This is a genomic window from Brachybacterium sp. B718/18 (assembly GCF_055454375.1).
The window spans coordinates 132,831-155,589 of record NZ_JBVDDO010000004.1; the positions used below are offsets into that span (position 1 = coordinate 132,831).

A 22,759-nucleotide genomic window follows, 5' to 3' on the forward strand; every position below is an offset into this window, starting at 1 on the left:
ACGGCCACCACCAGCACGCGCCCGGTGGTCACGACGGGCATGCCGGTCACGACGGCCACGACATGCACGGTGGACACGGCGGGCATGGCGGGCACGGCGACCACGTCGCGCAGTTCCGGCGGCTGTTCTGGATCATGCTCGTCCTCGCGGTCCCCGTCGTCGGCCTCTCGCCGATGTTCGCGGACCCGATCGGCTACTCGATCCCGGACGTGCCGGGTCTCTCCTGGGCCGCGCCGCTGCTCGGCACCGTCATGTACGTCTGGGGCGGGCGGCCCGCCCTCGCGCAGGCCGACGTCGGCCTCGCGATCGGCGCCGGCACCGCCGTCGCGATCGGCTCCGCCGGGGTCGTGCTCGCCTCCTCGGACTCGCGCTCGGTGCTCTCGGCGATCGAGCTGTCCCGCGCCGCGTACCGGAAGATGCGGCAGAACCTCTGGTGGGCCGACGGGTACAACCTGATCTCCGTCCCGCTCGCGGCCGGGGTCCTCGCACTGATCGGGTTCGTCCTGCCCATGAGCGTCGGCGCACTGCTGATGAGCGCCTCGACCGTGGTGGTGGCGCTGAACGCGCAGCTCCTGCGCCGCCTGGACCTGCGCTCCGAGACGGTCGCCGCCCGGAGCTGAGCCCGCGGCCGCTCAGCCCCCGACGCGGGCGCGGACCTCGTGAAGCCACGCCTCACCGATCGCGCGGCCGTCCGGGAAGGTGTCCTCCCGGTCCCAGCGCCAGGTCGTCGCGAGGGCGAGCGAGAGGGTGCGGCAGTCCTCGAGCAGCTCGGGGTCGTGGCCCGGGTAGTGCGCGGCGACCTCGGCGGGGGCGTGGGCGAGGTCGAACTCGACCGGCCCGCGGCAGAAGGTCTCCAGGTCGATGAACCGCGGCCCGGCCGGGGTGTCCAGCAGGTTCCCGGGATGCGGCTCGCCGTGCAGGATCTGCTGCGGGCCGCCGGTCGCGGCGCGGTCGGTGAGCCGGGCGAGGGTCTCGTGCAGCAGCGTCCGGTTCGCGGGAGCGAGCGCGGGAGTGCAGGCGGGGTCCCGCAGCAGGTCGAGGGCATGCTCCGTCCGCTCGGCGAGCGGGGCGACGGGCACGTCGAGGGTCCGCATCCCGGCGTGCAGCGCCGCGAGCGAGGCCGCGTACTCCGCGGGCGGCAGTGCCGCGCGGTCGCGGGCGGGGAGGTGCTGCCACAGCGTGATCGCGTGCTCGCCGCGCACGTGGACGGTCTGCGCGAGGCGCGGGTCGGGAGCGCCGACGGGCGCGCCGACGGCGAGGAGCGCTGCGGCCCGCTCGAGCTCGACAGCGAGGTCCCCGGCGCGATCGCGCGGCGCGATGCGGGCGACGACGTCGGCGGGGCGCAGGCGCAGCGTGAGCGTGTTCGAGGCGTGCAGCACCACCGCCTCCTCGGCGGGCAGGCCGAGCTCGGCCAGCAGTGCGAGGGCGGTCGGCACGCGGGGGTCGTCCATGGCGGAAGGCTACGGCGCGCGGATCAGACGTCGGGGCGCTGCTCGAACACCCAGCAGACCACGCCGGGCTGCCCGGCCTTCGCCGCATCGGTCGCCTCCCGCGCCCACGGGTGGAGCTCCCAGATGTTCGGCGGGCCCGGGGTGAGCGGGCCGGCCTCCTGGGCGGGGTCGACGCTGCGCTCGCCATGGCGGCTCTCGAGGCACTCCCGCACCACGAAGCCCTGCGGGAGCGCCGCGCGGAGGTAGTCGCCGAGGCCGTGGCTGTGCCCCTCGACGTAGCCGATACGACCGTCGGGAGCGGTCTTGACCAGCGGGTACCGGGGAGAGCCGAGGAAGTGGGTGCGGGTGTCCAGGACGATCAGCCGCCCGCCCGGGCGCATCACCCGTGCCGCCTCGGCGAAGAACGGGGCCAGGTCCGGGAGGTGGGTGAGTGCGAGGCTGCACACGACGTGCCGGACCTCGCCGTCGGCCAGCGGCATGGCGGTGACGTCCCCGTGCTCGAAGCGGGCCTCCGGCACGGCGGTGCGGGCACGGGAGAGCATGCCCTCGGAGAGGTCGAGGCCGATCACCTCGTGGCCGCGCGCGACCAGCTGGGCGGAGACCGCCCCGGTCCCGCAGGCGGCGTCGAGCACGGGGCCCGGGGGGAGGTCGTCGAACAGCGGGGCGAGCAGGTCGTCCCGCATCGGGAAGCAGCCGTTGTCCTCGCCGTCATAGGTCGCTGCCCAGCCGTCGTAGCCGTCGCTCACCGACAGCGGCGCGACGTCGACCCCGTCTCCGAGCTCCTCGGCGCGGTCCAGGAGGGCCCGCACCTCGGCGAGGCGGGCCTCGGTGAAGGCGCGGTCGTGCTCCCCGGCGAAGGCGCGCATCAGGGCGACGCCCTCGAGCCCGAGCAGATAGGCGAGCGGGTGCTGGTGGATGGTGCGGCCTGCCGGAGTCTCGCTCATGCGGCCATCCTTCAGCCGATCGTGCCGCGGGGCCAGCGATTACCCGGCGTCGGCGTCCTCCAGCAGTCGTGCGAGCGTCGAGCGGCCGAGCTCGGCCATCGTCCGGTTGGTGTCGACGTAGTAGCAGACCATGCCGATGGCCCGCACGAATGCCCAGGCTGCCCCGCGCTCCCACTCGGTCTCCGGCCCCGCGGGCGTCGTCGGCGACGCGATCACCGGCGACATCGTCGTCCCCGCCGACTCCTCCGCCACGGCCCAGCTGCAGGGGCTGCTCCCCGGCGCGAAGGTCGTCAAGGCCTTCAACACGATCTTCGCGGACGTGCTGGCCGCCGGCCGGGTGGGTGGCGACACCCCGCCTCCGTGCTGGTCGCCGGGGCCGACGAGGCCGCCAAGACCGCGCTCATCGAGCTGGTCACCGCCGGCGGTGTGCAGGGCATCGATGCGGGCTCCCGCAAGCGCGCCCGCGAGATGGAGGCCGTCGGCTTCCTGCAGATGACCCTCGCCGCCCGCGAGATCACCGGCAGGACCGGCGGCTTCGCGCTGCGCACGTGACGCACGCCTGACCGACCGGCGCCGCCCGGGACCCTGCACGGGTTCCCGGGCGGCGCTGTTCACATCCCGCCGAGGGACTGCACGCGCACGAGCACCTCGGGTCGTCCCGCCGAGGGATCGCCCACCGCGCCCTGGACCGCGCGCTGCACCTCCTCGACCACCGAGCGGACGGGGAGCGGGCCGCCCACGCTGATCTCGACGGTCACGTCGCCGGTCGAGCCGTCGATCACGAGCCCGTAGCGGGCGCCCGCCGGGTCCGCGCGCCGCAGCCGCGCATCGAGGGTGCGCAGGGTGGTCGCGATCCCGGGCTCGAGACCGCGCACGCCCGGAACGGCCGTGACCACGTCGATCAGGGCGGCGGCCCCTGGCGTGGGGGACCGGTCAGTGCTCGGGGTCGTCATGGAGGTCCTCGATGTGGATGTCGACGGTCAGGTCGGTCAGGCCCAGCTCCGACGCGCACGCGCGGCGCACCGCGGAGCGGACCTCGTCGGCCAGGGCGGGGAGATCGGGAGTGCCGAGCCGTGCGGAGAGCCGGCACGAGGCCCGCGTCGGCAGCCCGCGCGAGCGCACGGAGGAACCGTCGCTCCCGTACGCGAATGTCGTGCGCAGCGCCCGGGCGTCGGGGACCGCGTCGATCGTGCGGCGCACCAGGGTGCGCAGCGTCAGCTCGGACACGGTGAACGGTCCGGCGGGGGTGGGCGGCATCCGAACGTGCGCGCCGTGGCGGGCATCGGCGCGCACCGACTCCTTGATGGTCGACAGCGCACCGGCGGAGAGCTGCACCGAGTCATCGCCGGCGCTCTCCAGCTCGTCCCATTCCTCGTGCACTGCACGGATCAGGGCGAGGTAGCGCACCGTGGCGGCCTGTTCGGCCTCCTCGTGCCCGGGGGACTGGTCCTGCCGGTCGGGATCAGGCATGGGGTTCACCTCCATTCCTCCATCTCTCGGACGATCTGGGCGCGGGCGCGGGCGATCCGTCCGCGCACCGTGGGCTCCGGCGCGTCGACGACGCGGCAGATCTCGCCGTAGGACATCCCGTCGATCTCCCGCAGCACCCAGCAGGTGCGCAAGGAGGGATCGAGCGCGCCGAGGATCTCGGCGAGGGCGCGCATCTGGGCGTTGACCAGGGCGCTCCGTGCCGGGTCGGCAGGGCGGGCGGGCGAGACCGACGAGACGTTCGCGGGAGCGTCGGCGCCCGCCTCGAGGTCCTCGTCGGCCGCGGCGGAGGTGCCGCGCCGGGCGAGGCGACGCACCACGTCGGTCGCCCGGCGGGTGCAGATCTGCGCGACCCAGCCGCGGAAGGCGGAGGGGTCCTCGAGCAGCTCCAGGCGCCGCCACGCGAGCACCAGCGACTCCTGGACCACGTCCTCCGCGTCCTGACGGTCGCCGAGCACCATGAAGGCGATGCGGAACAGTCGCCCCTGGTGGAGGTCCACGAGGCGCTCGAAGGCGGCGGTCTCCCCGTCCTGCGCGCACAGGACGAGGGAACGCTCCTCCAGGAGGCTGTCCGGGCTCATGCGGTGGCCGCCCCGCGATCGCGGGAGCCGATGACGGCCTTCGCCGGGGCCGCCGAGGAGCGCAGGCGGACCAGCAGGTCCACCTGCCGGGCGTCGGTGCCGAGCACGGTGCGGACGTCCTCGGCGAGCAGTGCGCGGACGGCCTGCGCCGCCCAGGCGGTCTCGGCGTCCTCGGCGATCGTGACCGAGGCCTGCACCCAGGGGGAGCCGGTCGAGCCGCTGATCCGCACCGAGGCGTCGAGCACCCCCGCGATCCCCTCGGCGTGCTCGGACAGGGCGCGCTCGAGCACGGCCGGATCCAGGGATCCGAGCACTGCGCCGGACTCCTCGTCGGAGAACCGCAGGGGAGCGGTCGCCGGGCGCGTGGGGATCTGGGCGAGCAGCAGCCGGAGGCCGACCACCACCGCGAGCACGCTCAGCACCACGGCGACCGGCACCACCCAGGGGTCGTGGGCCGCGAGCAGGGTGGCGGGGGTCGAGTCGCCGTGGGGGAGCACGGCCTCGGCGCCGGGCGAGCGGTCCATCGGGCCGAACGAGGCGGCGGCGAGCCAGGCGGCGGCAGCCAGCGCGCCGAAGGCGGCAAGCACGAGGACCACGCGATTGCGGGATCCGGAGACGGTGCGCATGATCTCTCCTCTCAGGTCGTCCGACCGATCCGCACCCGGGTGCGGAAGGCGGCGGCGGGGCGGATCTCGGAGACGGAGTCCTCGACGGCGGTGCGGACGGCCCGCCGCACGGTCTCGGGATCGTCGACGACGGTGCGGACGAGCACGTCCAGGCGACGCCCGGAGATGCGGGCCCGGGCGCTGTGGACGCCGTCGACCCTCTCCGCGCGCAGCGCCACCCGGCGGGCCAGGTCGCGATGGGGGACGGCGGTCCGCCCGGGGATCTCGTCGACCAGCACCCGGCTGCGCGAGGCGCGGCCCGGCAGCACGGCGGCCACGAGCAGGGTCAGGCCCAGCAGTGCGAGCGCGCCGGCCGTGACGAGCACGGGGGTGGAGTCCAGGCGCGCCTGCCCGATGCTGTCGAGGTAAGGGCGCGCCCAGGGGGGCACGGCCCCGTCGATCAGCAGGCTTCCCAGCAGCCAGGAGCCGAGCAGCCCGGCGACCAGGAGCAGCAGCCCGAGCAGGCCGACGGGCACGCTGCGGGTGGGGCGCCGATCCAGGCGGCGCGGGGTGGCAGTGCTCATCGCAGGATCCTCCTCGCCCGGGTTGCGGGATGCAGCCAGGAGACGGTCACGTCCAGTCGCCCCACCTCGAGGCCGGTCAGGTGGTCGACCCGTGCGCGCACGTGCTCGCGCAGGGCGCGGAGCGCGGGGGCGAGCGGCGAGGGGAAGTCGACGCCGACGTCGAGGGCGAGCACGGCCGTGCGGCCGTACAGGTCGCAGCGGGCGGTGGGACGGGAGGAGAAGTCCCGCCTCGCGCCCACGCCGAGCACGCCGCCGGCATCGGAGCCGATGTGCGGGACCTCCGAGGCGGCCTGCTCCGCGATCCGGGCGACCACCTGCGCGGGGACGCTGGTGGTGCCGCGCTCGTCCGGCCTGATGGTCGGGGCGGCGATGCCGTGGACGGCGGACATGGTCACCGCCTCCAGCGATCGGTGAGGCCGTGGATCTCGAGGCGCCCCTCGATGGTCAGGCCGACGGCGAGGCCGATCAGGGCGAAGATCAGGACCAGGAAGAACTGGCCGAACGAGCCGAACGCCAGCGCGGCGCCCAGTAGCAGCCCCACCAGCAGGGCGACGTGCGATGTCTTCATGACGACTCCTCGAGCAGGGGCGGGGCGGGCACCGGAGCGGGCCCGCCCCGCGCAGGACGGATCACTTCAGGTCGGTGGAGCGCTGCTCGGGGGCGGGGTCCTCCTGGCCGGGCAGGTGCACGTCCACGACGTTGACGTTGACCTCGATGACCTCGAGACCCGTGGTGCCCTCGACCTGGTCGATGACGTTGCGCCGGATGGCGTTGCCGACCTCGACGATCGAGGCGCCGTACTCCACCACCACGGTGACGTCGACAGCTGCCTGGGTCTCGCCCTTCTCGACGCCGATGCCGCCGGTGACGTTGGTCTGGCCGTTGGGGATGCGATCGGTGACGGCGGAGAACGCGCGACGCACGGCGTTGCCCATGTCGTGGACCCCGGGGACCTCGCGGGCCGCCATGCCGGCGATCTTCGCGACCACGGTCTCGTCCAGGGTGGTCACGCCGCGGTCGGTCTGCAGGGGGCCGCGAGGGGCCCGCTCCTCCGGGACGAGCGCCTGCTGCGCGCTCTTCTCCTGCTGCCGGCCGGTCTGGGGGATCGATGCCTCGGACATGTGTACTCCTTCGGGACGCCCCGTTCGCGGGGCTCAACGGTTGCGGACACCGGAAAGACGTCACGGAGCGAGGGATCCTCACGCCTCTTCCCTGTGAGCCCGGTCACAGTAGGTGTGCCCGGTCGGCGTCCAGCAGGCGCGAGAGCGTGCACCGGCCCAGCGCCGCCATTGTCGGGTTCGACGCCTCGTAGTACCAGACCAGCCCGATGGCCTGCTCGAACGCCCAGACCGCGCCGCGGCGCCATTCGAGCTCCGAGCAGTCCAGGCGGGTCCGGAGCCGGTCGCGGCGCGGTCCGTCCAGCAGGTGCCAGGCCGCGACGAGGTCGAGCGCGGGATCGGCCGCCGCGAAGCCCCCGGTGTCGAGCACCCCGGTGAGCCGACCGTCGGCGACCAGCAGGTTCGCGGGGATGAGGTCCCGGTGGCTCATGATGTCCGGGCCCGCGCGGTCGAGATCCCGCCGGCGCTCCCAGAACGCGGCGAGCTCCCGGACGGGCAGCAGGTCACGGCTGCGGACCAGGCACTCCTGCACCCAGCCGTCGTGGGCGCGGAGATCCCCGCCGCGGCCGGGGCCGGCGAAGGAGCGCCCGCCCGTCGGCGCCGCGCGCAGGGCGAGGAGCAGGGAGGCGAGGTCCTCGGCGAGAGCGTCGGAGGCCGCGTCCGTGGCGGGCCCGGCGACCGTCCCCGGGACCCAGGTCTGCAGCGAGAAGGGCATCGGGAAACCGGCGCCGGGCTCCCCGATCGCGACCGGCCGGGGCGTGGGGAACGGACAGATCTGCGCGAACTCCGCCATCGCCCGGTGCTCCACCTCGAGCGCCCGACGGGCATCGGACGGGTCGGTCGCCAGGAGCGGGAAGCGGGCCGCGAGGACCGGGCCGACGCGGAAGACAAGGCTCGTGGTCGCCGCGCCCTGCACCCGGCGGACGTCTGCGGCGGCGAGGCTGGGATGCCCCTCGGCGGGCAGGCTCGCGAGCAGGTCGGTGAGTAGGCGCACGGCGACCTCGTGCGGGAGCTCGAGTTCGTTCTCGTGCATGGCCATCGCACGAGCGTAGGGCGGGACGGGCCGACTGGGCGAGGACTTTCCCGCCGGGCCGGGCCGACGGGCGCCGCCGCGGGCTCAGGCGTCGGCGCCGTGTCGTCGGACCGATACCAGGTACAGCACCGACATCAGCGCGATGAACCCGAGCCCCACCAGCAGGGCCGTGTGGTACGCGGGCTCCCACACCATGATCCCGAAGGTGAACAGGATGAACGCGATCGCGAACACCTGCCCGTAGGGCCACAGCGGCACCGGGAACTCGAGCGCCGCCCGTTCCTCGCGGGTCATGCCGCGGCGGGAGGCGACCTGCGCGAGCAGGATCATGAGCCACACGAAGACGGTCGCGAAGGTCGCGAGCGACGCGACGATCGTGAACACCTCGTCGGGCAGCGCCCAGTTCAGCAGCACGCCCACGACGAGCACTCCCAGCATCGCGAGCGTGGTCAGGACCGGCACGCCGCGGATCGTGCGGGACAGGGCCGCCGGCGCCAGCCGCTGACGCGCCATGCCGGCGACGACGCGGCCCGCGCCGAAGAGGTCCGCGTTGATCGCGGAGAGCGCGGCGGTGATCACCACGACGTTCAGCGCGGCCGCCGCCCAGCTCACGCCGAGGGTGTCGAAGATCTGCACGAAGGGGGACTCCTCGCCGGTGATCTGCGGCCACGGGGTCAGCAGCAGGATCACGCCGATCGCGAAGACGTAGAACAGCAGGATCCGCACGGGGACCGTGTTCACGGCCCTCGGGATCGCCCGGGCGGGATCCTCCGCCTCGGTGCCGGCGACGCCGATGATCTCCGTGCCGCCGAAGGCGAAGAGGACGAGGATGAACGCGCTGATCATCCCGCCGGGGCCGTTCGGGAAGAAGCCCCCGTCGGCCGTGAGATTGGAGAGGCCCGTCGGCGTCGAGGCGTCGCCGAGGCCGAATGCGAGGATCGCCGCGCCACCCGCGATCATCGCGATCACCGCGCCGACCTTCACGATCGTGAAGGCGAACTCGAGCTCCCCGAACCAGCGGACGCTCGCGAGGTTCGCCGCGCCGACGATCAGCAGCGTCAGCGCTACCCAGATCCACTGGGCGGTGTCCGGGAACCAGAAGCGCAGGTAGATCGCGATCGCGGTGAGGTCCGCGAGGCACACGATGAGCATCTCGAAGGCGAACATCCAGCCGGTGATGTACCCGGCCCAGGGGCCGAGGAAGCGGCGGGTGTACTCGGCGAAGGAGCCCTGGATCGGCAGCCGCACCGCCATCTCGCCGAGCGCCCGGAGCATGAAGTACACGACCGCGCCGCCGAGGAGGTACACCAGCAGCACGGAGGGGCCGGCGGCCTGGATCGCGCCGGCCGAGCCGTAGAACAGGCCGGTCCCGATCGCGGAGCCGAGCGCGATGAAGTGGAGGTGTCGCGCCGAGAGCCCGGGCCGGCGACGCGGGGTCGCAGGGGCGGCTGCGGGGACGGACGCGGGGATGTCGTGCACGGTCTGGTTCATGGCGGGAGGTGGCTCCGGGGACGGGGGGGGTGCGCGGCGCGGAGAGGGCGCCGCGGGGACTTCTTGTACTCCTGACACGGTACGGCGCGTCAGGGGGCGCGGGGTACGTGTGTCCGGCCACGTCCCGGGCCCGCGCGACCTCCGTGCGACCTCACCACCGGCCGCCGTGCCCGTTACCGCCGAGTCATGTGCAGCTCAGTTCCACAAACGGAACACAACTGCACATGACCCGTGGGTAACTCCATTTCGGGGCGCGGATCCCGCGCGGCCGTTCACTGCGCCGCGGCCAGGGCCCCGCGACCAGCGCGCCTGGCTCGATCATCACTGCTTCATACGTGCAGCCCGCAGAATGGGACGACCCGTCGAAGGAGACCCCGTGCCCCCGACCCTGTTCCTCACCGTTGGCCTGCCCGGCACGGGCAAGACCACCGCCGCCCGCCGGATCGAGACCGAGCACGGCGCGCTGCGCCTCACCAAGGACGAGTGGATGAAGGCGCTCTACGGGAGCGAGAACCCCGAGCAGGCCTCCGACGTCATCGAGGGCAGGCTCGTGGGGATCGCGCTGCGCGCCCTCGAGCTCGGGACGAGCGTCGTCCTCGACTTCGGGCTCTGGGGCAAGGACGAGCGCTCCAGCCTCCGCCGGGCCGCCGTCGACCGCGGCGCCGAGCTCGTGATGCTCTTCTGCCACGTCGGTCTCGACGAGCAGCGACGCCGCCTCGACCAGCGCCTCGCCGAGGAGCCCCACACCACCTGGCCGATCTCCGAGGCCGAGCTCGCCTCCTGGGCCGACGTGTTCCAGCCCCCCGCCCCGGAGGAGCTCGACGGCAGCGAGCCGATCCCGGGTCCGCCGGTGGGCTTCACCGACTGGGACGCGTGGCGCGCGGAGCGATGGCCGCCCGCGATCGTGACAGGGTGATCGCCGTCTCCCCGGTCCGCCTCCCGTCGGTGGATCGTCAGCGCACCACGTCGTAGACCAGCTTCACGACGCCGTTGCCATAGGCGGCGGAGTCGCGCAGGCGCAGGTCCTGCCGGTCGTGCGCGGAGGTGGGCAGGAATCGCTTGCCCGTCCCCAGCGTCACCGGGAACAGCAGCAGGTGGTAGCGGTCGATCAGTCCCGCCTCGCCGAGCCGGCGGGCGAGCTCGGCGCTGCCGTGGATGAAGATCGTGCCGCCATCTCCGGCCTTCTCCGCGGCGACCTCCTCGGTGGAGCGCAGGATCCGGGTCTCGCCCCAGCCCTCGTGCAGATCCGCCTCGGCCAGCGAGGAGGAGACGACGATCTTCGGCAGGTCCTGATAGGCGGCGTGGTCGGCGGATCCGTTCCACGCGGGGGCGAAGGCCTCGTAGCTGCGGCGACCGAACATCAGCGCGGAGGTCTCGGCGATCTCCTCGCCCTTGAGCGAGAAGGCGGCCTCGTCGAAGGGGGTGCTGAGCACCCAGCCTCCCTGCGGATGGCCCTCCTCCACTCCGCCGGGGGAGTCGACGATCCCGTCGAGCGTCATGAAGCCGGTCCAGACCAGATTTCGAGCCATGATTTCTCCTGGGGTGGGACGGTCCGGGGACGTCTCCGTCCGGGTGCCCGATGCACCGGGGCCGTCCTCCGCACAGTAGTCAGCATCCGCGCGCGACGCACCAGGAGCACGAGAGCTCGTTCGGACGTCGACGCCGTCCCCGATGCGTCACGCAGGTTCCCGCATCCGCGCGCAGAGCACGTCGAACTCGCAGCCCGGGGCGTCGGGGTCGAAGCCGTGCTCGAGCAGCCAGCGCGCCGCCGTCAGGCTGCGCAGCGACCACCCGGCGCGGATCACGCCGCGGTCCGCGTCCGTGCCGTACCCGGCGAGCAGGTCGTCGAGGCGCTCCTCGTGGCCGAGGGTGAGGGTCGCCAAGTCCGCCATCGCGTCGCCCGGCCCAGCCTCGGACCAGTCGATGATCCCGGTGACCTCGTCGTCCTCCACGAACACGTGGGTGATCTGCAGGTCGCCGTGGACGAACGCGGGCCGACGGGGTCGCAGCGCCCCGCGGGCGATCTCCCGGTTGTGCCGCACCACGTCGGCCGGCAGGGCGGAGTGCGCCAGCAGCCACGCGCACTCCCGCTCGAGCTCCGCCTCGATGCCCGCGGTCGCCCGCCCCGACCACGGAGGGGGCGGCGCCTCGTGCAGCCGACGAATCGCCCGCCCGGCTGCCGCCCATGCCGCGGGCGACGCCGTTGACGGGGCGCCGAGCACGCCGAGTGCCCGGCCGGGCACCCGCTCGAGGGCGAGGGCCGGCGGCTCGTGCCACCGCACCGCGGGCGTCGGCACCGGGGCCAGCTCCATCGCCCGGACCTCTCGCGCGAGACGGGTGGGGTGCCCGTCGACCTTCACGAACACCTCGCCCACCCGCAGCGTGGCCCGCTCGGAGTGCGCGACCACCACCTCGACCTCGTCCATGCGGCTCATCCTCCCCGCGCCCGGCTCAGATGTCGCCCGAGAATCGCGGGGTCGCGGCTCAGCGCCAGAAGAAGCAGTGCTCGACGCCGCTCGGCGCGAGGACGCGCTCGTGCTGGAAGCGGTCCTCGAGGTCCGCGGGGGAGTCCCACAGCCGCAGGCCCTCCCCGTATTCCACAGGAGCGATCGACACGTGCATCTCGTCGATGAGGTCCGCATCGAGGAAGTGCCGCACCGTGCTCACGCCGCCGCCGATCCGCACGTCGAGCCCGCCCGCGAGCTCCTTCGCGAGGGCGAGCGCCTCGGCGGGCGCGGCGTTCACGAAGTGGAAGGTGGTCTCCCCGACCTCGAGCGGCTCCCGCTCATGGTGGGTGAGCACCACGACGGGGGTGTGGAACGGCGGCTCCTCGCCCCACCAGCCGATCCAGCCGTCGTCGGTCCATGGCCCGCGCTGCGGTCCGAACTTGTTCCGACCCATGATCTCGGCGCCGATGCCGTGGGCGAAGTCGCGGGTCAGATAGTCCTCGAAGCCACGCGTCCCGACGCCTGGTTCGTGCGACGGGAAGCTGGCCGTGGCGAAGCCCCAGCCCAGCAGCGCCGCCGCATCGACATGCCCGAAGGGATTCTCGAGGGTCTGGTCCTCCCCGGCGCCCACCCCGTCCCGGGAGACCCCGAAGTTCTGCACACGCACACGCTGGCTCATGGAGGCTCCTTCGCAGGATCGACCTCCATCATGCGCCTCGGCGGGGCGCTGCGTCAGCCGAGATCCGGCAGCGTGAGCGTCCCGTCGGCGGCGAGCGGGAAGCCGGGGTTGTGCGCGACCTCCCACACGTGGCCGTCGGGATCGGCGAAGCAGCCGGCGTAGCCGCCGTAGAAGGTCTCGCCGGCGGGCCGGGTGATCCGCGCCCCTGCCTGCTCGGCCGTGCGGAGCAGGGCGTCGACCTCGTCGGCCGAACGGACGTTGTGGGCGAGGGCGATGCCGTCGAAGGAGCCGTCGGGGGAGCGATCCGGGACCCCGCTGTCCGCGGCGAGCGCCGCCCGGCTCCACAGCACGAGACCGAGCCCTCCCGCCTGGAAGAACACCGTCTCCTGGACCTCCTGGCCGCGCCAACCGAGAGCCGCGTAGAAGGCCTTCGCCCTCGCGAGGTCCTCGACGCCGAGGGTGATCAGGGTGATGCGCTGCTCCATGGGTGCTCCCGCCGTCGAGGGCCTCTGATCACGCCCGACGGTACCGGGAGGGGTCGGTGCGCCGGTTCCCCGTGGCAACAGCCTGGCCGTCCTTGTCCCCGGCCTGGCCACAGCGCATAGTGGAGCGATGAGCGAGCAGAGTGCGACGATGCCCCAGATCCAGCCGATCCCCGACGGTCTCGCCGAACGCGCCGCCCTCCTTGGCGGCCCGGGCGGGATCCTCACCGACGAGCAGATCCACGGCTTCGTCACCGAGCAGCTCGCCGCCGCCGATCTCGACGGCAAGAGCGTCTGCCTGATCATCCCCGACGGCACCCGCTCCGTCCCGCTGCCGAAGGTGCTGCCCGCGATCCACGCGGCGCTCTCCGGCCGCGCCGCCTCCGTCACCGTCCTCATCGCGCTCGGCACCCACGCCGCGATGAGCGAGCCGGCGATCGACCAGCTCCTCGGCTCCGCCGAGCGCGGCGCGGCGGCCACCTATCCGGGGTGGACCGTCGTCAACCACGCCTGGGACGACCCCTCCGAGATCGCGGACCTCGGTGTCATCCCCGCCCAGCAGATCGCCGAGCTGACCGGCGGCCTGCTCAACGACGTCCCGATGAGCGTGCAGATCAACAAGCTCTGCGTCGAGTCGGACGTCAACCTCGTCGTCGGCCCCGTCTTCCCCCACGAGGTGGTCGGCTTCTCCGGCGGCAACAAGTACTTCTTCCCCGGCTGCTCGGTGCACGACGTCATCGACATCTCCCACTGGGTGGGGGCGCTGATCACCGCCAGCCGCATCATCGGCACCCTCGGCATCACCCCCGTGCGCCAGCTGATCGACGCGGCGAGCGACCTCATCCCCTCCGAGAAGCTCGCCTTCACCATGGATGTCGCCGAGGGCGGCAAGGACCTCGGCGCGATCGCCTTCGGTGACCCGCAGGCCGCCTGGGCCGCGATGGCGAAGATCTCCGCGCAGACCCACATCACCTACGTCGAGAAGCCCTATAAGCGGATCGTCGCCCTCGTGCCGGAGATGTACGAGGACATGTGGACCGGCGCGAAGGGCTTCTACAAGTCCGAGCCCGTCTGCGCCGACGGCGGCGACGTGATCATCTACGCCCCCCACATCACCGCGGTCGCTGAGATGCACCCCGGCATCCGCGACATCGGCTACCACAACATCGAGTACTTCACGAAGCAGTGGGACCGGTTCAAGGACCACCCCTGGGGCGAGCTCGCCCACTCCACGCACGTGACGGGCCTCGGAACCTACGACCCGGAGACCGGGGGAGAGAAGCAGCGCGTGAACCGCTACTTCGCCACCTCCATCTCGCAGGAGGAGACCGAGGCGCACAACGTCCTCTACATGGACCCCGCCTCTCTCGACCTCGAAGCGCTGCGGAACGATCCCGACACGCTCGTGATCGACCACGCCGGCGAGGTCCTCTTCCGCCTCGCCTCCGAGCGCGACGGCGCCGACGGGCAGGCGAAGTGACCAGCCTCCGCGAGCCCGTCCCGCTCACCCTCGGCACCGCCCCGTCGGCCCCGACCTCCCTGTTCGCGCCCGGCCATCCCGGGTTCGCGGCGGAGGCGATGACCGCGGAGGCCCTGCGCGGCGAGGCGCTCGAGCTCGCTGACGCGGTCTCCGCCCAGCTCGTGGGCGTGCAGCGGCTCGGTGTCGCCTACTCCGGCGGGGTGGACTCCGCGGTGCTGCTCGCGCTCGTGGTGCGCGCCCTCGGCGCCGAGAACGTGGTCGCGCTGCTGGGCGTCTCCCCGTCGCTCGCCCGCCGCGAGCGGCGCCTCGCCCACCAGGTCGCGCGGGTGATCGGCGCGGAGGTGGTCGAGGTGCACACCCACGAGGGCGAGAACCCCGACTACCAGAAGAACGACGGCGCTCGGTGTTTCCACTGCAAGGACGAGCTGTTCACCCGCATCGGCGAGGAGGTCGTCGGGGCGCAGCGGCTCGACGCCGTCGCCTACGGGGAGAACGCCGACGACGCCACCCGCCACGACCGCCCCGGCGCGGGCGCCGCGACCCGGCACCGGGTGCTGCGGCCCCTGTCGGTCGTGGGCATGACGAAGTCGCAGGTCCGCGAGGTGGCGCGGCAGCTGTCCCTGCCCGTCGCGGACAAGCCCGCCGCCCCCTGCCTCGCCTCCCGCATCCCCTTCGGGCAGCAGGTCACCCCCGAGAAGCTGCGCCAGATCGACGACCTCGAGGACGCCGTCTACGAGCAGGGCTTCAGCGACTGCCGGGTCCGCCACCACGGCGCCGTCGGCCGCATCGAGCTGCCCACCGAGGAGCTGCCCCGCGCCATGGAGCCCGCGATCCGCGAGGCCCTCGTCGCCGCCGGGAAGGAGGCCGGCTTCCAGCACGTCACGATCGACCTCGACGGGATCCGCTCGGGCCTGTTCTCCCTGCAGATCGTCGGCAAGGGCGGCCGTGGCTGACGGGGCGGCCGACGGGGCCGGCAGGATCGAGGGCTTCCTCGACCTCGACCTCGACCGCGCCTCGCGCCGCGGCGCCCCCGAGGCCGTGCTCTGCGACGCGAAGAGCGTCGAGCAGGTCGCGGCGATCGCCGCCGAGTACGCGCGCCTGCACGCGGCTGGCCGCGAGGACCTCGGCCCGGTGCTGTTCACCCGCGCCGACGAGGCCCGGGCGGCCGCGATCCTCGCGGCGCTGCCCGATGCCGCCCACGAGGCGTCGGCCCGCCTGCTCGCCTGGCCCGCCGCGCCGCCCGCGCCGTCGGGCGGCCTCGTGATCGTCGCCTGCGCCGGTACGAGCGACCTGCCCGTCGCCCGCGAGGCCGAGCTGACCGCCCGCTATCTCGGTCGGCCGACGCGGCTCATCGCCGACATCGGCATCGCGGGCCTGCACCGCCTGCAGTCCCGCCTCCCGGAACTGCGCGAGGCGGCCTGCGTGGTCGTCGCCGCGGGGATGGACGGGGCGCTGCCCACCGTGGTCGCGGGCCAGATCAGCGCCCCCGTCGTCGCGCTGCCCACCTCGGTCGGCTACGGCGTCGCCGCCGGTGGCGTCACCGCGGCGCTGACCATGCTCTCCGCCTGCGCGCCCGGCATCGGCGTGGTCAACATCGACAACGGCTACGGCGCCGGCCACCTCGCCGCGCAGATCGCCCGCTGGGCCCCCGCGCCGGGGGAGTAGTCGCGGAGGAGAACCACGTCACGCGGAGGGTGATCGCTGCTTGCGTTACGTGACCATCCGGTCGGTAAAGTAACGGGTATCCCCGTCGGACCCCGTCGGACCTGGAGGTCCCATGTCACCCGCCCGCAGCACCCGAGCCGCGCGTCCCGCGCACCGCCCGTCGGCCCGCGAGGCCATGCTCGCCGCCGCCGAGGCGCACCTCGGCGAGGGCGGCACGCTCACCCTCGACTCGGCCGCGCGCGCCGCGGGCGTGACGAAACCCGGGCTGATGTACCACTTCGCCACCAAGGAGGAGCTGCTCGGCGCGATCCTGGAGCGGCTCTCCGAGCGCTACGAGCGCGAGATGCTCGCCCTGGTCGGGGCGCGGCACGGGGCCGAGATCACGGACTTCGCCGAGGTCCCCGCCGCGCAGCGCGTCCTCGCCTATCTCGACTGGGCCTGCACCGGCGCGCTCTCCGCCGCGGACCTCGTGATCTTCGCCGACCCGAACCTGCGCGTCGCCCTCACCGAGCGCTGGGAGGAGCAGGTCGCCCGCTGGGTCGACCTCCCGTCCGACGCCGACGCCGACGCCGACGCCGACTCCGGCGGGGTCGTCGACGCCGGCGGGGTCGCGGGCGGCGACGCCGCCGCGCGCCTGCTCGCCGTGCGCCTGATGGCCGACGGCGTCTGGTTCGACCGCGCGAGCGGCCTCGGGACCGGCTCCGCCGCGCAGCTCGACGCCGTCCGCGCCCTCGCCCATGACCTGCTCGGAGGTGCGGCATGACCGCCTGGCTGCTGCTCGTCGGCGCGATCCTCTCCGAGGTCACCGCGACACTGTCCCTGCGCGGCGCACTCGACCACCCTGCGCTGTACGTCGTGGTCGTGGTCGGGTACGTGACCACTTTCGTGCTGCTCGCCCAGGTGCTGCGGCGGGGGATGGGCCTCGGCGTCGCCTACGGCCTCTGGGGCGCGAGCGGGGTCGTGCTCACCGCCGGCGCCTCCGCCGTGCTCTTCGGTGAATCGCTCACCGCGCTGACGATCTCCGGTTTCGTGCTCATCGCGGCCGGGGTGGCGGTCGTCGAGCTCGGCGCGCAGAGTGCCCGCCGCGCGGAGGCGACCCCGTCCGGCTCCCGCGGCGAGACGGAGTGGGCCGCGGAGTTCGGCGGGGAGCTCAACGGTCCGCTCGAGGCGGAGCGCGGGGAGACCGTCCGGGGGATCGTCGGCGGAGGTGAGCGATGAGCTGGCTGCTGCTCTCCGGCGCGATCCTCACCGAGGTCGCAGCGACGCTGTCCCTGCGGATGGCCGCGACCGGCAGGCGTCGCTGGTACGTCCCCGTCGTGCTCGGCTACGTCCTCGCCTTCGCCCTGCTCTCCGGTGCGCTCGCCGCGGGCATGCCGCTGGGCGTCGCCTACGGTGTCTGGACGGCCGTCGGTATCATCGCCACCGCTCTGCTCTCCCGGATCCTCTTCCGCGAGGCGCTCACCCCGCTGATGCTCAGCGGCATGGGGCTGATCGTCGCCGGCGTGCTCCTCGTGGAACTCGGCGGGGCGCACTGAACCGAGGCGGCGCCCGGTTTGGAAGTTGCCGCCGGTTGCCCTCCGTGCGGGGTAGGATCGCTCGGAGACTGCGGGCCGCGACCCCCGTCGGCCCCGGCGCCGAGGGAGCGCCCGCCCGGGACAGCGCCGAGCAGGCGAGGACGGAGCCGCACCGATGGCGGACAAGCGCGTGACGATCTACGACGTGGCCACGGCCGCGGGGGTCGCCCCGTCCACCGTCTCGCGCGCCTTCTCCCGGCCCGGCCGGGTCAGCGCCGCCACGCACTCCAAGGTCATGGCCGCGGCCAAGGAGCTGGATTACCGCACCAACGCCCCCGCCTCGCAGGAGCGCACCCAGCGCCACCACCGTCTCGGCATCGAGGTCCCCGACCTCACCAACCCGTACTTCGCCGAGGTCGTCTCCGGCATGCAGGAATCCGCCCATGAGCAGGACTTCCTCCTCCTGCTGCTGGACACCGTCGAGGACGAGGTCCGCGAGCGCACCGGCCTGGAGAGCGCGATCAACCTCGTCGACGGCATCGTGCTCTCCGGCACCCGCCTCTCGGACGCGACCCTCAACCACCTCACCAAGCGCATCCCCGTGGTGGTGCTGAACCGGCGCGTGGCAGGCCTGGACTCCGTCACCCCCGACTACGAGCACGGCATGGGCCAGGCCATGGCGCACCTCGCCGAGAACGGGATCCGCACCGTCACCTACGTCGCCGGGCCCGTGAACTCCTGGTCCGACGGGGAGCGCTGGCGCGCCGCCCGCACCGCCGCCCGCTCCCTCGGGCTCACCGTCCAGCGCCACGGCCCCTTCGCCCCCACCATCGCCGGCGGCGAGCAGGCCTTCGAGGAGCTCAGCGACTCCCTGCCGCACGCCGTGGTCTGCTACAACGACCTCATCGCGATCGGCTTCCTGATCTCCGCGCTGCGCGCCGGCGTGCGGGTGCCCGCCCAGCTGTCCGTCATGGGCCACGACGACATCCCGCTCAGCCGCTTCATCGGCGGCGGGCTCACCACCGTCGTCACACCCAAGCGCGCCCAGGGGCGGGCCGCGATCGAGCGCCTCGTGCGCCGGATCGAGAATCCGTCGGCCCACCGCAGCCCCGTCGAGGGCAGCCTGCCGGTCCGGCTCGTGCCCCGTGCCTCGACCGGGCCGCGCGAGAGCCGCTGAGCGCCGAGACGCCCCGGAACGGCCCAAACGGCCCGAACGGGCGCTGACCAGGCGCGTCGGCCGCCCCGACCGGCAACCTGTGACAACCGACTGACCCCGCCCGTCGGCCCGGGACATCATGGCCGCATGAGCAACGACGCCTTCGAGCCTCACCCCGACCGCCTGCTGCCCGCCGACCCCGCCGTGCGCGAGATCGCGCGCGGGCTCTACGAGCAGATGAAGGACCAGCCGATCGTGTCCCCGCACGGACACGTCGACCCGCGACTGCTGCTCGACGACGAGCCGTTCCGCGACCCGACGTCGCTGTTCATCACGCCCGACCACTACGTCAACCGGCTGATGCACGCCCGCGGCGTGGACCTCGCCGATCTCGGCGTCGGCCAGGGCCCGCTCGACGAGGCGGCCTCCCGCCGGGCCTGGCGCCTGCTCGCCGAGCACTGGCACGCGTACGCCGGCACCCCCTCCCGCTACTGGATGGAGCACGAGTTCCACGAGGTCTTCGGGCTGAAGACGGTGCTCTCCCCGGCGACGGCCGACGCGATGTACGACGAGATCGCGGACAAACTCGCGCAGCCCGCGTTCCGCCCGCGCGCCCTGTTCGACCAGTTCAAGATCCAGGTCATGGCGACCACCGACGACCCGGTCGACGACCTCGCCCCCCACGCAGCGCTCGCCGCCGACTCCGCCTTCACGGGCCGCGTCATCCCCACCTTCCGGCCCGACAAGTACCTCGAGCCCGGCCGTGAGGACTTCGTCGCCCTCACCGATGCGCTCGGCGAGGCCGCGGGCGTCGACACCGGCACCTACGACGGCCACCTCGAGGCGATGCGCCTGCGCCGCCTCCACTTCCGCGAGAACGGCGCGGTCTCCTCCGACCACGCCCACCTCGACCCCGGCACCCAGCGCCTCGAGCTCGAGGAGGCCCGCCGCCTCTACACCGAGGCCCGCGAGGGTCGGATCACCGCTGACGCCGCGGTCGCGCTGCGCCGCCACCTGCTCGCCGACCAGGCGCGCCTCGCGGCCGACGACGGCCTCGTGATGACGATCCATCCGGCCGTCTACCGCAACCACCACCAGGCGACCTTCGAGCGCTTCGGCGCCGACGTCGGCTTCGACATCCCGATCGCCGTCGACTACGTGCACTCGGTCGCCCCGATGCTCAACGACGTCGGCCTCTCGCCGAACTTCCGCACCGTGCTGTTCACGATCGACGAGACCGTGCTCTCCCGCGAGATCGCGCCGCTCGCCGGCGTGTACCCCTCGGTGTACGCGGGTGCCCCCTGGTGGTTCATCGACTCGCCCGACGCGATCCTGCGCTTCCGCCGTGCGGTCTCCGAGACCCTCGGCCATACGCGGACCTCGGGCTTCATCGACGACACCCGCGCCTTCTGCTCCATCCCGGCGCGCCACGACATGGCCCGCCGCCTGGACGCCCACCACCTCGCGGGCCTCGTCGCCGAGCACCGGATGCGCCACGAGGACGCCGCCGCGATCGCCCAGACCCTGCCCGACCAGCAGCCGCGCGAGGTCTTCCGCCTCGGCGCGCAGGAGGACCACGCATGACCGGCACCGCCGCACCCACCGACGAGGGCCGCCTCGTCCACCTCGGCATCGGCAACTTCGCCCGCGCCCACACCCTGGTCGCGACCGATCGCGCCGGCGGCTGGAGCGTCGTCGCCTTCACCGGCCGCAGCGCCGCGATGGCCGACGCCCTGAACGCCCAGGGCGGGAAGTACGGGCTGATCGTCCGCGGCGCCGAGGGCGACGAGGTCGGGATCGTCGACGTGATCGACGCGGTCCACGCGGCCGACGACGTCGACGCCCTGGTCGCGCTGCTCGCCGACCCCTTCACCGCCGTGGTCACCCTGACCATCACCGAGAAGGGCTACGCCGCGGGGAACGACCCGGCGACCTCCGCCCCGGCCCGCATCGCCCTCGGGCTGCGCGCGCGCCGCGAGGCCGGGGTCGAGGAGCCGATCGCGCTCGTCTCCTGCGACAACCTCACCGGCAACGGCGAGGTGCTGCGTAAGGCTGTCCTCGAGGCGGCCGACGCCGAGACCCGCGACTGGTTCGACGCGCACGTCGACGTCATCTCCACCATGGTCGACCGCATTACCCCGTCGGCCGACGCCGGCGCCTCCGAGCTGGTGCGCGAGCGCACCGGCCTCGACGACCAGGTCCCCGTCGTCACCGAGCCCTTCACCGAGTGGGTCCTCGAGGATCGCTTCCGCGGCCGCCGCCCCGCGTGGGAGAAGGCCGGGGTGCAGTTCACCGACGACATCGAGCTGCACGAGCTGCGCAAGCTGCGCCTCCTCAACGGCGCCCACACCCTCATGGCCTACGCCGGCCAGGTCGCCGGGGTCGAGCGCGTCGACGAGGCCATCGGACACCGCGAGGTGCGGGCCCTCGTCGAGCAGCTGTGGAGCGAGGCCCGCTCGACCTTGGACCTGCCCGCGGACCAGCTCGACGCCTACACCACCGCCCTCGAGGAGCGCTTCCGCAACCCGCGCCTCGCCGACCATCTGGTGCGCATCGCGGCCGACGGCTCCGTGAAGCTGCCCGTGCGCGCCCTGCCGGTCATCGCCGAGCGCGGCGGCCCCGAGAACGCCCCCGGTGAGGTCGCGGCCGTCGCCGCCTGGACCGCCTGGGTCACCGACCGGGTCCGCGCCGGCGAGGAGATCAAGGATCCGAAGGCCGACGGGATCGCCGCGGCCGCCGGTCTCGAGGACGCCACCGAGCGGGTCACCGGTCTGCTCGCCCTGCTCGACGTCCCCGCCGGCGATCCCCTCGTGGCCGCCGTCGTGGCCGAGGAGGCCCGCCTGCCCCGCGGCTGAGGTGTGGTGCGCCGGGCCCTCCGTGGTTACCGGACAGCCATGTGCGCCTTTGTTCCCGGAACGGAACACAGGCGCACATGACTCTTAGGTAACCCGGGGAGAAGTGCCGTGGGTCCTGCCGTTGTCGAGTCGCGATCAGGCCCGCGGGGCGCCGAGATGGGCGAGGCGAGCCAAGAACGCGCCGGGAGAGCGCAGATCGTGGTCGGAAGCTCGCACCACGCGCCAGCCGAGCTCGTGCAGCACATCGTCTTTCCGACGGTCCCGGCGATGGCGCGCCCGATCCGTGCTGTGCCAGTGCCCGTCGTACTCGATCGCGATGCGCTGCGCGAGATAGGCGAGATCGAGGCGGAAGCTCTCACCCGACCCCGGTGCGCGGATCGGCAGGTTGATCCGGGGCTCCGCGAACCCCTCGCGGAGCAGCAGCAGCCGGGTCGCGGTCTCCTTCGGGGACTCGACCCGTTCCCTCGCGTCGGCCAGCGCGTCGCGCACGCGTCGGATGCGGTAGGTGCCGGTCGCCGCGGCGGCGACGGAGCGGAGCTCGACGAGCGCGGGGCGTGGATGGACGGCCGACCCGGGACCGACGAGCTGATCGCACGCGGCGACGAGCTCGTCGTGCTCGAGATTCACGGCGAGCTCCGTCAGCAGTTCCAGCGGACCGCTCACTCGGACGCCGAGCACGCGCACCACGTCGCCCGGAGGACGAGAGTGCATCACGGCACCCCGGCCGGAGCGCCGACGGCGGTCGGGTGGCACCGTGCAGTGCACCTCCTGGGACGACGCGTACTCGAGGCGGCGGGGCAGCGGGACTCCGAGCAGCTCTGCCGCCGAGCTGTGGCTGATGACCGCGCCCGGCCCGGACACCTGCTGCAGGAGTCGAGCAGCCAGCGCGAGCACGGCGGGAGCGGCGGCCGGCGTGAGATGCCCGGGGATCACCTCGAGGAACTCGTCGGACGCGAGACGACGTGGATGCACGCCGCGACGGCGCAGCTCCGCACGGCTGTAGAGGCTTCCGGGTGGCGGTGACCAGCGTGGTGTCATGGGGGCCGACGCTAGGGCGGCGGCGCGGCGCCCGGAGGAAGGGCGCCCCCGATGTGGAAGACCCGGTGCAGGGGAGGAACGGTCTCCGGGGCGGTGGCAGAGAGTGCGGAGCTCACGCACCCCGCGCGCACAGGGGGTTGCTCCCGCG

29 protein-coding genes and 1 pseudogene are annotated in these 22,759 nt (G+C 73.6%); 12 read left to right on the plus strand and 18 right to left on the minus strand.

The annotated features are described in order from the left end of the window. Positions 1-272: 272 nt before the first annotated feature. A pseudogene (locus ACZCAH_RS08370) lies at positions 273-620 on the plus strand (heavy metal translocating P-type ATPase); the annotation flags it as partial. Positions 621-632: 12 nt separating this feature from the next. Here ACZCAH_RS08370 and ACZCAH_RS08375 read toward each other — a convergent pair. From ACZCAH_RS08375 to ACZCAH_RS08385, 3 genes are read right to left on the minus strand one after another with little or no spacing between them, the layout of a single operon-like run. Beyond that, a complete protein-coding gene (locus ACZCAH_RS08375) occupies positions 633-1,451 on the minus strand; it encodes a phosphotransferase (RefSeq protein WP_464340621.1) in 819 nt (272 codons plus the stop codon). A gap of 23 nt (positions 1,452-1,474) precedes the next feature. Next, entirely contained in the window at positions 1,475-2,395 is a 921-nt protein-coding gene (locus ACZCAH_RS08380) for a class I SAM-dependent methyltransferase (RefSeq protein ID WP_464340622.1), read from the minus strand. Positions 2,396-2,434: 39 nt separating this feature from the next. Further along, positions 2,435-2,611 carry a hypothetical protein gene (locus tag ACZCAH_RS08385; protein WP_464340623.1) on the minus strand — a complete coding sequence of 59 codons (177 nt, stop codon included), beginning with the start codon at positions 2,609-2,611 and terminating at the stop codon, positions 2,435-2,437. 144 nt (positions 2,612-2,755) lie between these two features. On the opposite strand from ACZCAH_RS08385, the gene ACZCAH_RS08390 reads away from it, so the two are divergent. After that, on the plus strand, positions 2,756-2,947 hold the full coding sequence (locus ACZCAH_RS08390; RefSeq protein WP_464340624.1) for an NAD(P)-binding domain-containing protein: 192 nt from the start codon (positions 2,756-2,758) through the stop codon (positions 2,945-2,947). Between the two features lie 59 nt (positions 2,948-3,006). Here the strand turns inward: ACZCAH_RS08390 and ACZCAH_RS08395 are convergent, their stop codons facing one another. The 10 genes from ACZCAH_RS08395 to ACZCAH_RS08440 all read right to left on the minus strand — a co-directional run bounded on the left by ACZCAH_RS08395 (position 3,007) and on the right by ACZCAH_RS08440 (position 9,295). Then, positions 3,007-3,348 (minus strand): hypothetical protein, encoded by a 342-nt coding sequence (locus tag ACZCAH_RS08395; RefSeq protein ID WP_464340625.1) that lies wholly within the window; start codon positions 3,346-3,348, stop codon positions 3,007-3,009. Continuing rightward, entirely contained in the window at positions 3,329-3,865 is a 537-nt protein-coding gene (locus ACZCAH_RS08400; RefSeq protein ID WP_464340626.1) for an Asp23/Gls24 family envelope stress response protein, read from the minus strand. Before ACZCAH_RS08400 ends, ACZCAH_RS08395 begins: the two co-directional genes overlap by 20 nt. Positions 3,866-3,870: 5 nt before the next feature. Further along, the gene (locus tag ACZCAH_RS08405) at positions 3,871-4,464 is read right to left on the minus strand and encodes an RNA polymerase sigma factor (protein WP_464340627.1); all 594 of its coding nucleotides are present in this window, start codon (positions 4,462-4,464) and stop codon (positions 3,871-3,873) included. Further along, positions 4,461-5,090 carry a hypothetical protein gene (locus ACZCAH_RS08410; RefSeq protein WP_464340628.1) on the minus strand — a complete coding sequence of 210 codons (630 nt, stop codon included), beginning with the start codon at positions 5,088-5,090 and terminating at the stop codon, positions 4,461-4,463. The genes ACZCAH_RS08405 and ACZCAH_RS08410 overlap by 4 nt, the downstream gene beginning before the upstream one ends. 11 nt (positions 5,091-5,101) lie before the next feature. After that, on the minus strand, positions 5,102-5,653 hold the full coding sequence (locus ACZCAH_RS08415; RefSeq protein ID WP_464340629.1) for a DUF6286 domain-containing protein: 552 nt from the start codon (positions 5,651-5,653) through the stop codon (positions 5,102-5,104). Next, positions 5,650-6,042 carry an Asp23/Gls24 family envelope stress response protein gene (locus ACZCAH_RS08420; protein WP_464340630.1) on the minus strand — a complete coding sequence of 131 codons (393 nt, stop codon included), beginning with the start codon at positions 6,040-6,042 and terminating at the stop codon, positions 5,650-5,652. Before ACZCAH_RS08420 ends, ACZCAH_RS08415 begins: the two co-directional genes overlap by 4 nt. Before the next feature lie 2 nt (positions 6,043-6,044). Beyond that, positions 6,045-6,221: a hypothetical protein gene (locus ACZCAH_RS08425; RefSeq protein WP_464340631.1), complete on the minus strand. Its 177-nt coding sequence runs from the start codon at positions 6,219-6,221 to the stop codon at positions 6,045-6,047. 61 nt (positions 6,222-6,282) lie between these two features. Beyond that, complete coding sequence (locus tag ACZCAH_RS08430; protein ID WP_464340632.1) at positions 6,283-6,774, minus strand: Asp23/Gls24 family envelope stress response protein; 492 nt, start codon at positions 6,772-6,774, stop codon at positions 6,283-6,285. 103 nt (positions 6,775-6,877) lie between these two features. Continuing rightward, on the minus strand, positions 6,878-7,804 hold the full coding sequence (locus ACZCAH_RS08435; protein WP_464340633.1) for a phosphotransferase: 927 nt from the start codon (positions 7,802-7,804) through the stop codon (positions 6,878-6,880). Positions 7,805-7,888: 84 nt separating this feature from the next. After that, complete coding sequence (locus ACZCAH_RS08440) at positions 7,889-9,295, minus strand: amino acid permease (RefSeq protein WP_464340634.1); 1,407 nt, start codon at positions 9,293-9,295, stop codon at positions 7,889-7,891. A gap of 376 nt (positions 9,296-9,671) precedes the next feature. On the opposite strand from ACZCAH_RS08440, the gene ACZCAH_RS08445 reads away from it, so the two are divergent. Then, positions 9,672-10,211, plus strand: coding sequence for a P-loop nucleotide/nucleoside kinase family protein (locus tag ACZCAH_RS08445; protein WP_464340635.1), 540 nt, complete (start codon positions 9,672-9,674; stop codon positions 10,209-10,211). A 37-nt stretch (positions 10,212-10,248) separates the two neighbouring features. Here ACZCAH_RS08445 and ACZCAH_RS08450 read toward each other — a convergent pair whose 3' ends face one another. From ACZCAH_RS08450 to ACZCAH_RS08465, 4 genes are all read right to left on the minus strand, one after another. Beyond that, positions 10,249-10,824, minus strand: a complete 576-nt coding sequence (locus tag ACZCAH_RS08450) for a dihydrofolate reductase family protein (protein WP_464340636.1) — start codon at positions 10,822-10,824, stop codon at positions 10,249-10,251. Positions 10,825-10,971: 147 nt separating this feature from the next. Then, positions 10,972-11,721: a phosphotransferase family protein gene (locus tag ACZCAH_RS08455; protein WP_464340637.1), complete on the minus strand. Its 750-nt coding sequence runs from the start codon at positions 11,719-11,721 to the stop codon at positions 10,972-10,974. Between the two features lie 58 nt (positions 11,722-11,779). After that, a complete protein-coding gene (locus tag ACZCAH_RS08460) occupies positions 11,780-12,421 on the minus strand; it encodes a dihydrofolate reductase family protein (protein WP_464340638.1) in 642 nt (213 codons plus the stop codon). Between the two features lie 53 nt (positions 12,422-12,474). Beyond that, positions 12,475-12,906, minus strand: coding sequence for a VOC family protein (locus tag ACZCAH_RS08465; protein WP_464340639.1), 432 nt, complete (start codon positions 12,904-12,906; stop codon positions 12,475-12,477). Between the two features lie 127 nt (positions 12,907-13,033). On the opposite strand from ACZCAH_RS08465, the gene ACZCAH_RS08470 reads away from it, so the two are divergent. The 9 genes from ACZCAH_RS08470 to ACZCAH_RS08510 all read left to right on the plus strand — a co-directional run bounded on the left by ACZCAH_RS08470 (position 13,034) and on the right by ACZCAH_RS08510 (position 21,573). Continuing rightward, complete coding sequence (locus ACZCAH_RS08470) at positions 13,034-14,383, plus strand: lactate racemase domain-containing protein (RefSeq protein ID WP_464340640.1); 1,350 nt, start codon at positions 13,034-13,036, stop codon at positions 14,381-14,383. Further along, complete coding sequence (gene larE / locus ACZCAH_RS08475) at positions 14,380-15,336, plus strand: ATP-dependent sacrificial sulfur transferase LarE (RefSeq protein WP_464340641.1); 957 nt, start codon at positions 14,380-14,382, stop codon at positions 15,334-15,336. Before ACZCAH_RS08470 ends, larE begins: the two co-directional genes overlap by 4 nt. Beyond that, entirely contained in the window at positions 15,329-16,048 is a 720-nt protein-coding gene (gene larB, locus ACZCAH_RS08480; RefSeq protein ID WP_464340642.1) for a nickel pincer cofactor biosynthesis protein LarB, read from the plus strand. The genes larE and larB overlap by 8 nt, the downstream gene beginning before the upstream one ends. Before the next feature lie 112 nt (positions 16,049-16,160). Next, positions 16,161-16,811: a TetR/AcrR family transcriptional regulator gene (locus ACZCAH_RS08485; protein ID WP_464340643.1), complete on the plus strand. Its 651-nt coding sequence runs from the start codon at positions 16,161-16,163 to the stop codon at positions 16,809-16,811. Then, positions 16,808-17,266: a DMT family transporter gene (locus ACZCAH_RS08490; protein WP_464340644.1), complete on the plus strand. Its 459-nt coding sequence runs from the start codon at positions 16,808-16,810 to the stop codon at positions 17,264-17,266. The genes ACZCAH_RS08485 and ACZCAH_RS08490 overlap by 4 nt, the downstream gene beginning before the upstream one ends. Then, positions 17,263-17,583, plus strand: a complete 321-nt coding sequence (locus ACZCAH_RS08495; RefSeq protein WP_464340645.1) for a DMT family transporter — start codon at positions 17,263-17,265, stop codon at positions 17,581-17,583. Before ACZCAH_RS08490 ends, ACZCAH_RS08495 begins: the two co-directional genes overlap by 4 nt. Positions 17,584-17,737: 154 nt before the next feature. After that, entirely contained in the window at positions 17,738-18,739 is a 1,002-nt protein-coding gene (locus ACZCAH_RS08500; protein WP_464340646.1) for a LacI family DNA-binding transcriptional regulator, read from the plus strand. 126 nt (positions 18,740-18,865) lie between these two features. Then, positions 18,866-20,302: a glucuronate isomerase gene (uxaC, locus tag ACZCAH_RS08505; protein ID WP_464340647.1), complete on the plus strand. Its 1,437-nt coding sequence runs from the start codon at positions 18,866-18,868 to the stop codon at positions 20,300-20,302. Further along, positions 20,299-21,573 (plus strand): mannitol dehydrogenase family protein, encoded by a 1,275-nt coding sequence (locus ACZCAH_RS08510; RefSeq protein ID WP_464340648.1) that lies wholly within the window; start codon positions 20,299-20,301, stop codon positions 21,571-21,573. Before uxaC ends, ACZCAH_RS08510 begins: the two co-directional genes overlap by 4 nt. 135 nt (positions 21,574-21,708) lie before the next feature. On the opposite strand, the gene ACZCAH_RS08515 is transcribed toward ACZCAH_RS08510, so the two are convergent. After that, on the minus strand, positions 21,709-22,611 hold the full coding sequence (locus ACZCAH_RS08515; RefSeq protein WP_464340649.1) for a DUF559 domain-containing protein: 903 nt from the start codon (positions 22,609-22,611) through the stop codon (positions 21,709-21,711). Between the last annotated feature and the right edge of the window lie 148 nt (positions 22,612-22,759).

Coding starts and splice junctions, on each gene's coding strand:
- ACZCAH_RS08375 (WP_464340621.1), bottom strand. CDS start 1,451: ATGGACGACCCCCGCGTGCCGACCGCCCTCGCACTGCTGGCCGAGCTC.
- ACZCAH_RS08380 (WP_464340622.1), bottom strand. CDS start 2,395: ATGAGCGAGACTCCGGCAGGCCGCACCATCCACCAGCACCCGCTCGCC.
- ACZCAH_RS08395 (WP_464340625.1), bottom strand. CDS start 3,348: ATGACGACCCCGAGCACTGACCGGTCCCCCACGCCAGGGGCCGCCGCC.
- ACZCAH_RS08400 (WP_464340626.1), bottom strand. CDS start 3,865: ATGCCTGATCCCGACCGGCAGGACCAGTCCCCCGGGCACGAGGAGGCC.
- ACZCAH_RS08405 (WP_464340627.1), bottom strand. CDS start 4,464: ATGAGCCCGGACAGCCTCCTGGAGGAGCGTTCCCTCGTCCTGTGCGCG.
- ACZCAH_RS08410 (WP_464340628.1), bottom strand. CDS start 5,090: ATGCGCACCGTCTCCGGATCCCGCAATCGCGTGGTCCTCGTGCTTGCC.
- ACZCAH_RS08415 (WP_464340629.1), bottom strand. CDS start 5,653: ATGAGCACTGCCACCCCGCGCCGCCTGGATCGGCGCCCCACCCGCAGC.
- ACZCAH_RS08420 (WP_464340630.1), bottom strand. CDS start 6,042: ATGTCCGCCGTCCACGGCATCGCCGCCCCGACCATCAGGCCGGACGAG.
- ACZCAH_RS08425 (WP_464340631.1), bottom strand. CDS start 6,221: ATGAAGACATCGCACGTCGCCCTGCTGGTGGGGCTGCTACTGGGCGCC.
- ACZCAH_RS08430 (WP_464340632.1), bottom strand. CDS start 6,774: ATGTCCGAGGCATCGATCCCCCAGACCGGCCGGCAGCAGGAGAAGAGC.
- ACZCAH_RS08435 (WP_464340633.1), bottom strand. CDS start 7,804: ATGCACGAGAACGAACTCGAGCTCCCGCACGAGGTCGCCGTGCGCCTA.
- ACZCAH_RS08440 (WP_464340634.1), bottom strand. CDS start 9,295: ATGAACCAGACCGTGCACGACATCCCCGCGTCCGTCCCCGCAGCCGCC.
- ACZCAH_RS08450 (WP_464340636.1), bottom strand. CDS start 10,824: ATGGCTCGAAATCTGGTCTGGACCGGCTTCATGACGCTCGACGGGATC.
- ACZCAH_RS08455 (WP_464340637.1), bottom strand. CDS start 11,721: ATGGACGAGGTCGAGGTGGTGGTCGCGCACTCCGAGCGGGCCACGCTG.
- ACZCAH_RS08460 (WP_464340638.1), bottom strand. CDS start 12,421: ATGAGCCAGCGTGTGCGTGTGCAGAACTTCGGGGTCTCCCGGGACGGG.
- ACZCAH_RS08465 (WP_464340639.1), bottom strand. CDS start 12,906: ATGGAGCAGCGCATCACCCTGATCACCCTCGGCGTCGAGGACCTCGCG.
- ACZCAH_RS08470 (WP_464340640.1), top strand. CDS start 13,034: ATGAGCGAGCAGAGTGCGACGATGCCCCAGATCCAGCCGATCCCCGAC.
- ACZCAH_RS08485 (WP_464340643.1), top strand. CDS start 16,161: ATGTCACCCGCCCGCAGCACCCGAGCCGCGCGTCCCGCGCACCGCCCG.
- ACZCAH_RS08490 (WP_464340644.1), top strand. CDS start 16,808: ATGACCGCCTGGCTGCTGCTCGTCGGCGCGATCCTCTCCGAGGTCACC.
- ACZCAH_RS08495 (WP_464340645.1), top strand. CDS start 17,263: ATGAGCTGGCTGCTGCTCTCCGGCGCGATCCTCACCGAGGTCGCAGCG.
- ACZCAH_RS08500 (WP_464340646.1), top strand. CDS start 17,738: ATGGCGGACAAGCGCGTGACGATCTACGACGTGGCCACGGCCGCGGGG.
- uxaC (WP_464340647.1), top strand. CDS start 18,866: ATGAGCAACGACGCCTTCGAGCCTCACCCCGACCGCCTGCTGCCCGCC.
- ACZCAH_RS08510 (WP_464340648.1), top strand. CDS start 20,299: ATGACCGGCACCGCCGCACCCACCGACGAGGGCCGCCTCGTCCACCTC.
- ACZCAH_RS08515 (WP_464340649.1), bottom strand. CDS start 22,611: ATGACACCACGCTGGTCACCGCCACCCGGAAGCCTCTACAGCCGTGCG.